This is a genomic window from Haloarcula sp. Atlit-47R (assembly GCF_003665985.1).
GTDB classification, from domain to species: Archaea; Halobacteriota; Halobacteria; order Halobacteriales; family Haloarculaceae; genus Haloarcula; species Haloarcula taiwanensis.
In genome coordinates, this window is record NZ_QPLQ01000007.1 from 119,248 (window position 1) to 126,918 (window position 7,671).

A 7,671-nucleotide genomic window follows, 5' to 3' on the forward strand; every position below is an offset into this window, starting at 1 on the left:
AAGTACTTGAGGTGACCCTACACGACGAAGAATACCGAATGTAGAAGAATCGATAAACCAAACTGTAGTTGACTTTATGATAGATCCAAACGATTCACCTAGACTTATGCCTGAACCTCGCCTTACAACTGATAGAAGGTCAGCCCCCCTCTGTTAATGAATGATACCTACCCAGCCCGATGAAGCTCATTTATTGGACCAATTTCGAGATAGTGGCGTCACCTTAGGATACTACACAAATAATAATAAACTAAAAAGTAGGGTACTAAGCGATGATACAGAACCTATCGGAGAACTTGTTGATCCGCTTGATAATCCTGGGGTGACAGAAGACGAACATTTACCTCCCGCACTATATGATCCTTTGAGTCGAGAGTTATATGCTAGTCCATACCTTTCGAGCCTTTCCAACCAGGAACCCGAATGGGTTGAGTCTGTTATGTCTCACGAGAATATCCATGCCCAAATAAGCAATTCTGAAAACCATCTATACGGATTCGCTCGGTTAGCTACGTTTGAGGCGTCTATTACATCAATTAATATGTTTGAAGAGTTTATTAATGATAACACCGATTGGGATGGAACAGTTGCAAATGGAGACTTAGGGGATCTAACTATAGGCATCTCAGCTATATTGTGTCGTTCAGAACTGGCGCAAGAAGCTCTCGCATTCCGGCACCAGAGTTCACCAACAGACGAATCGCTATTGTCTCATTACGCGACACAATTTGAGGGTGTCACTAATTCTAATGGCGATTCTGTAAAACCTCAAATTGATAGTTCCCAAGCTAAACCGGAGCATCTTCTAGGTGCATGGTTAGGTTATCGATTACAGGAAATTTGGGATATTGATGTTCTCAATTATGCGTTTGGATTCGTATCCTCAAGCGGACCAATGATGCCTGACGATGTACTGCTCCGAGCTTCCACTGTGAATCCTCCATTACTTTCAGAACTTTCGTCTAATCAACAGCGAGACCTACTAAAACAAATAATCTTAGAGGGAGTGTCTGAGAACTATCAACTAGTAGGAGATCGCCGGGAAAAATTACCAGGAATGGAGTCACATACAGTTGATGACTATAGCAGAAATATGTTTAAAGAGCTAATTCGTGGACGGTGTGAAAGGGGGATATATGAGTCTGTTCCGATATTTGCGAACAAATATCCGGGAATAACTGGTAGAAAATCATTACGGACACTTTTGCAGGAGATTCGTCTAATTTCTGATGGAAATAATCGAAAACTGATCCTTCCGTCGGATGTCTATAAGTGGGCCAAGGGAACTAAACTGTTGAAAATGGCTGTTAATCTCTGGGAACTCCGAGAGCGTACAATACTACCTATTATCCGAACTGCGTTGCGTGATTATCAATATAGCTATAGAGAAGGTGAAAAAATAAAACGGTTAATAGAAGACGGATGTTCGACAGCAGAGATTCTTGAAACGTATGATGATGCAGTAGATGTAAACAAGATCAACAGCAGTTGGAAGATAATTGCCAGCGAGTTCGATTCGATCTACAGGGAATATAGCCCACTACATTCAAAATTGGCAACGCTAGGGAAGACTATCGTGGAAGCACAATCTGGAAACCCTCAAGCGAAGTCAAAAATAAGAACCTATATATAGATTTTTTATTTCATCTCCGGGCATATTATAACTATAAACTATTCTCCCATCTATTTGTCGGAAATAGTAGAGGTGAAGTGCGCCGGGGAGGAGTTGAACCTCCGTCGAGACCGGGTTGGTCCCAGGGATATGCCACTACCACACCGGACGCACCTGAACGTTTAGGCCCTGCAAACCAGACCCTTGCTCAGCCCCATATCTGTGTGCTGTTTAAATAAGTTCAAATAGATACCCTCGGTTTAGTAGATTTGCCCTGGTCTTCGGGTAGTGTCTAGATAAGCTGGTTCCATGCGAAGGCAAACGCTTGTAGCCAGTTTTCGGCGGTGCTCGGTTCGACGTGGCTGAACGTATTTGAAAACTGTTCAGTCCGTCGTTTTACTTCTCGAAAGATACGTTCGACGGAATTCTGATTCCCATGTGTAACATGCTGGAATCGTAGCCCGTGTCGGTGACAGGCCGCCTGCAACCACGGTGCACCGTCGACGAGAAAAACTGCGTCGTCTACCTGATGTTTCTCGCGTAATTCTGAGAGAAACATCGAGGTAATTGCGGTGGTTCTCGTCGGATAGAGCCGAACATGAAGCAGGCGGTTGGTATCGGGATCGACAGCAGCGTACAGCCAATATCGCTCATCATTGAGTTGAATCACAGTCTCATCGACCGCAACGTGATTCGGCTCAGCACCGTCTGTCGGCTGTAAATCGGCCTTCTGAACCCATCGATGCACGGTGCTTCGATGACGATCGACACCCAATATATCAAGAATCAAGATGGTATCCGAAAGTGATATTCCAGCCAAATGGAGTCGGATACCAAGCTTCATCGCTGGCTCCGGTGTCGCCTCTCGCTCCAGAAATTCTAACTCGATGCAACCGCTATCGCCGCTGAGGCGGTCGAACGAGAGCATAATCCACTCAAACCTTTGACCGCCTTGTTCCTTATCGCAACGCTACCGTCTTCGACAGGACACTGATTCCTGCTCAGTCATTTGCTGTTGGGAAATTAAACTGACTGTTCTCCTCTCGCCATTGCTGGATGCCTGGCTCAGTATCCTTAATTTGCCGAAGCAGGTGTTCATAGGTGATTCCACGGATTTTCGAGCAGGGGATATCTTCAGAGCCAGCCTCGTCAATTTGTTGACTCGCAGCTCTCTGGCCGGCCTCTCGAACCACCTTAGCAATATCGGCCCCAGAGAATCCTTTCGTCCACTCGATGATCTTGTCCCAGTTCATACTACCTTCGACCTTCTTTTCTTCGAGGTGAATTTGGAAGATATCGCGGCGGTCGTCGGCATCGGGGGCGCCGATGTGGATTTTGCGGTCGAACCGCCCCGAGCGCCGGATCGCGCCGTCGATATCCTCAACGAGGTTCGTCGCACCGACCACACAGATCTCACTCCCCTGGATCGCGTCCAGTTCCTGGAGCAACTGTGTGATCATCTGACGAGTCCCGTCAGTCTGTTCAGGACCACCGGACCGGCTTCGCGCCAGCGAATCTAACTCGTCGATAAACACTACACAGGGTTGATGCTTGCGAGCTTCAGCAAAGAGTTGCTGGATATTTTGAGCACCCTTGTTCACGTACTCTGAACCCAACTCTGCAGCTGACACTTCTGCATAGGGCTGATCGAGTTCGTTCGCAACTGCGCGGGTCAGGAGGCTTTTCCCAGTCCCTGGTGGTCCGTGAAGGAGAACCCCGTTCGACATTTCGACGCCGATCTCCTCAAACACCTCGGGGTAACGCTGGGGCTTGATAATACCATCACGAACTCGGTCGATTTCGGTATCAAGGCCACCAACATCATCAAGTGAAATGTCTGGCGGAGGGTCGAAGAAGTTCGACTGATCGTATGAGGGAGTGGCGACACTGTCGTTACTCTCAGCATCGGCGTCAAAGTCGTCGAAGTCCTCTGGTTGCGCAACAGAATCAGTGAGGTTGTCATCGGTTGAGGCCTGAGGATCGTTCTCACTCCTACAACTATCCTGATCATCTTCCTCCGCAACCAACCCGGCATCACGGAGCTGGGCCCGCGCGTTCGAACGGAGAGTTTCAGCTTCTTCTCTGTGGGCATTTGCGAGCCGATTCGAATCCTCATCCGCTGCTAGCTTCTCGTGCAAGTCGGCGGCCTTACTATAGTGAGCGGCGGCTCGCTTCGGATCCTCGCCCGCATTTTCCCGCGCTTCCTCTACGCGCTCATCGAGACGCTGTTCTAAGATTTCGCGTGATTCAGGTGAGAGCCCCATGATTAGTAGTGCCTCCGCAGGATCTCGTGATTTCGCTTAGTCTTCCCTCCCACGCGGTTGGGTAGCTCGGTGAAAGCGAAATCCCTACGTTTCGTATTGTACTTGAGCTTACGAGCGCTCACGTTCATGTTTGAGTTCCTCCTCTATCTGCTGATTGATCGCAGCTTCCATGCTACTACCCAATTCTGGCTCCCCACTGCTTATTGTCGCAGCTTCCAACTCCCCGGCTTCTTCCCGTATTTTGGAAAGATCAAGCGACAGGCCTGAGTCTGCGTCACGGTTCAAATGCATGTCAATCGCTTCGATCGTATCTTGGGCCTCACTCTGCTCGATATCGCTAGCCTCGAGAGCGCCTTTAACAGCCTCTGCATCCATCGATCCGATATCGATTTCAAAGTCAAATTCACCACCGGGATCGGTCAAGAGGCTTCGGCGCTTAGCCTCAAGGATCAATTTGATGAGGAAAAATTGCTGAACCATCAAGTTCTCCCACAGTTCGGACCAGAATGACTTGTACATGTCCGCCTCCTTGGCCTTGGCGTAGAACCGGACGGTCTTTCGAGGGCCAGCCTCCAGCGCTTTCTCCAAGTAGTGTTTCTTCTCCTCAGAAAAGGAATCAACCTTCTCTTCGATCTGTTCCATCACGGTCTCACGTCTGTCGAGATCGGCCTCGATCTCGCCGATGGTCCACCCAGTATTCAAGACTCCGTTATCATTACTCACGCGATCGAACACCTCTTCTTGAACCTGATTTCTGACTTTCATGGTTCGAGTTCTGAAAGCGGCATGTTGTCGGTATCGTCCTGCATTTCGGGCTCGAACAAGAGCGCAATCGATACTGCCCCTACAATACTGCCTACCAGTCCACTTAGGACAACCAGTCCAGTCTGTAGCCAGACAGCAGTACTGAGTAATACAACATCTATGAGAAGCACCAAGAAGACGAAACTTGGTGCAAAGAGTATGGCTGATTGACGGTTCTGCTCTGCCAGTTTAAACGACCCCGCAGTCAGTGTGATGCCCGCCACAATATGTGCAAGGCCGAACAGGATTGTATTATTGAACATTTGTGTATTTTTCAGTGAAATTTGTTTACCTACGGTTGTGGATGCTGCTGCGACGTCTCTTGATCTGTCTTGACCGAGCCCCCTCATTTCTCGAGCAAAGCATCCCCGAACTGGCCGAGGTCAAGCTGTTGATCGGAGCGCGGTCGAAGGTCATCGCATCAGAAGGTATTCAAGATACTCACGAAGACTTCACCCTGGCTCACTACAAACCGAAGGTGTAGTAATCAAGTCCAGTTCTAATTCAGAATGACAGCACAGACGGTCTCTAACCCAGATTTAAGTAGCAAAATAAATATGCGTAACTCTCACAGACCATCTATTTCTTTTAGCCCCTCAGTGGCAACGTCACCCAACTCTCCGGCCTCTATATGGGAATAGCGTTCTCGAACTATTTCTTCAGAGTTGTCGAGATACCGGGCTGCCACAGTATATCCAAATGCCCGGACGAGAACCTCACCCATCCCACGGCGTCCGCCGTGGGGTGCGAGATAATCGTGCTTCGGATGGTCGATGTCGATCTCCGCGGCTTCCGTGAGTCGCTGGAGCATCGAGCGGGCGCCGTCCGTAGTGATCGACGGCGGGCGGATGTCCTCGTCCAGCGCCAGCAGGAGGTCGCGAGCGTACTCATCACGTCGCTCGTCAATTGCTTCCGATTGCTCTCCCCGGTCGGCCAACTCTTCCTGTACGAGCTCTGCGAGCGTCCGCTGATCGAGTGTCGGGAACACGGGCCACCGGTCCGTTGGTGGGTCCATCAACTTCCGATAGCTCCGCAACGGAGAGATGACGGGATCGGGGAGAGAAGCAGCGTCCCACTGCTGTTTCTTCCGATAGACGTCCATGCTTCCATCCTCGAGGTCGATGTCCTCCCATCGCACGCCACGACGGCGCGGGTCATCGGGGTCTCGGAGGAGCTCCCCGACACGGACGGCCGTGTACGCGAGGACGACCACGAGCGCCCGGTCCCGGGCCGCCTTCAGCGCCGCGTACCGGGCTCGTTGCTTGTCGAGTGGATCCACGTCATCGGGAAGGGTGGTGTATGCCTCGATGGCCTCACGCGCCTGTGCGTCTACGTGTCGGGTGAGCGCGTGGCGCTGCTCGGGCGTCCAGGCCTGCTGGTCACCAGGCTTCCGTCCATCGTCGTCGGGGAGGGGCGCAGTCGCGCTCGCTCGCTGGGCGTAGTGCGCTTCGAGATACCCCTCGTTGACACACCAACCACACCACGCCGAGATGTAGGCGTAGTAGGTCTGGACCGTGTTCTGCTTGAGTCCCCGGTCACCAGAAAGGTGCCGAGCGTACTCGCGGAAGACTCGCTCGTCGAGGTCAGCGAACGTCGGCTCGCGGTCGGCCTCCTCGGGAGTGATCCCGGTCCAATCGTCGTCGCCGCGCTCGCCGGCGGCCCACTCCACGAACCGCTCGAGCTCGCGGGCAGCGTTCCGACGGTAGTTCCCGCCCTCGCCGCCGCGACCCTTGCCCTTGTCCTGAAGATAGCGGTCGAAGGAACTCCGCAACGGCCGTGCTGCGGGCTCTTGGCCGGTGGTGTCGTCGATCATGCAGAGTCAGAACCCTCCGAATGGTCCAAGTAGGAGATCGTGGCCGTCGTTACCTGGTCAGTGAACTCCCCGGTAACCGAGCCCTGCCGGCCGACGACGTGGAGGTCGTCTTTCAGTGTGGCGAGCGTCCAGGGGAGGACGTAGCTCTGTTGGCTCGGTTCCCCGCGAACCCACGCTTCGCTCGTTACGGCGAAGCTGCCGGCGTGGTGGGACTGCGTCGTGAACGCGACGGCGATCGACTCCTCGTCGGGATAGGGCATCCGCTCGCCGGAGACGACCAACCGCGGGCGAGGGTTCCCACCATCCGTTTTGAACGGATCGGGAGCCCAGACAACAGTTCCGCGGTCAGCCATATGGAATCACGACTCCTCGCCGTCTTGCTCGGTTGTTGAATCGATAGGGTCGACCGCGGTCTCCATCCAGGCCTCGACGTCGTCGTCAGAGAACCCGCCGTCGATGTCGTCGGCCGTGGCAGCGCCGTGAAGCCCTGCCGACGCGACCGCGTGTTCAGCGTCAGCGATCGTCCAGAACCGGTCGCGGTGTTCGACGAGGCCGTGTTCCTCGAGACGCTTCAGCGTGGGGCCGACGCTCCCCTCGGGCACGTCGACGGCGTCGACGATCTCCCGCTGGCGAAACGCCTGGTCGGCGTGCTCAAGGAGGAAGCGATATACCGCACCCTGTGTGGTGTCCGGCGCGAGATCGGGGAGCGAGGGGCCGTCCTCGTCGATCGAGCGGAACTCGTCTTTCGAGATGGGCATCTTGAGTATTGGTTTGTATTAGAAGCTATTAGGTCTTATCGACAAAGCTCTCGACACGGACCGGAGGATGGCGGTGTTCACCGGCTTTTCCCCGGGTTCAAGGCTCTCTTCGTCCGGTTCCATGTTTCGTGCTTCACCGACGGCGGCGGGGCACTTCAAAGTGGTCGTGATTACTGGCATAATACAAACCTAATCTGCGAACCCGAATATCGGCGTTTCAGGCACTCTGGTAGTAGAAATTCGGTACTTCTGTGTTTGGTAAAGTGTATGTAGCTATATCAATCTCGCTCAAATGGAAGTTGAGACTACAGCGGGTTTAGCGGGGCTATGATGCGTGCATTTGGACGGTTAAGTGATCGAGGATATCTTCAGATTAGCTCTCAACCACTCGATCATGTTGTACTGGTGATAATAATGCCA

At 52.7% G+C, this 7,671-nt stretch carries 8 protein-coding genes; 1 reads left to right on the top strand and 7 read right to left on the bottom strand.

The window, feature by feature from the left end:
* The first annotated feature begins 160 nt into the window (after positions 1-160).
* Positions 161-1,633: a hypothetical protein gene (locus DVK00_RS21250; protein ID WP_147435926.1), complete on the top strand. Its 1,473-nt coding sequence runs from the start codon at positions 161-163 to the stop codon at positions 1,631-1,633.
* Positions 1,634-1,904: 271 nt separating this feature from the next.
* On the opposite strand, the gene DVK00_RS19200 is transcribed toward DVK00_RS21250, so the two are convergent.
* From DVK00_RS19200 to DVK00_RS21865, 7 genes are all read right to left on the bottom strand, one after another.
* Positions 1,905-2,540, bottom strand: a complete 636-nt coding sequence (locus tag DVK00_RS19200; protein WP_121578337.1) for an IS6 family transposase — start codon at positions 2,538-2,540, stop codon at positions 1,905-1,907.
* A gap of 73 nt (positions 2,541-2,613) precedes the next feature.
* Positions 2,614-3,876, bottom strand: a complete 1,263-nt coding sequence (locus DVK00_RS19205; RefSeq protein WP_121578338.1) for a 26S protease regulatory subunit — start codon at positions 3,874-3,876, stop codon at positions 2,614-2,616.
* Positions 3,877-3,984: 108 nt separating this feature from the next.
* Entirely contained in the window at positions 3,985-4,641 is a 657-nt protein-coding gene (locus DVK00_RS19210) for a hypothetical protein (protein ID WP_121578339.1), read from the bottom strand.
* Positions 4,638-5,030, bottom strand: coding sequence for a hypothetical protein (locus DVK00_RS19215; RefSeq protein WP_147435930.1), 393 nt, complete (start codon positions 5,028-5,030; stop codon positions 4,638-4,640). Before DVK00_RS19215 ends, DVK00_RS19210 begins: the two co-directional genes overlap by 4 nt.
* A gap of 218 nt (positions 5,031-5,248) precedes the next feature.
* Complete coding sequence (locus DVK00_RS19225) at positions 5,249-6,493, bottom strand: phage integrase SAM-like domain-containing protein (protein ID WP_121578342.1); 1,245 nt, start codon at positions 6,491-6,493, stop codon at positions 5,249-5,251.
* Complete coding sequence (locus DVK00_RS19230; RefSeq protein ID WP_199722496.1) at positions 6,490-6,846, bottom strand: hypothetical protein; 357 nt, start codon at positions 6,844-6,846, stop codon at positions 6,490-6,492. The genes DVK00_RS19225 and DVK00_RS19230 overlap by 4 nt, the downstream gene beginning before the upstream one ends.
* Before the next feature lie 6 nt (positions 6,847-6,852).
* Positions 6,853-7,251, bottom strand: coding sequence for a MarR family transcriptional regulator (locus DVK00_RS21865; RefSeq protein WP_199722497.1), 399 nt, complete (start codon positions 7,249-7,251; stop codon positions 6,853-6,855).
* Between the last annotated feature and the right edge of the window lie 420 nt (positions 7,252-7,671).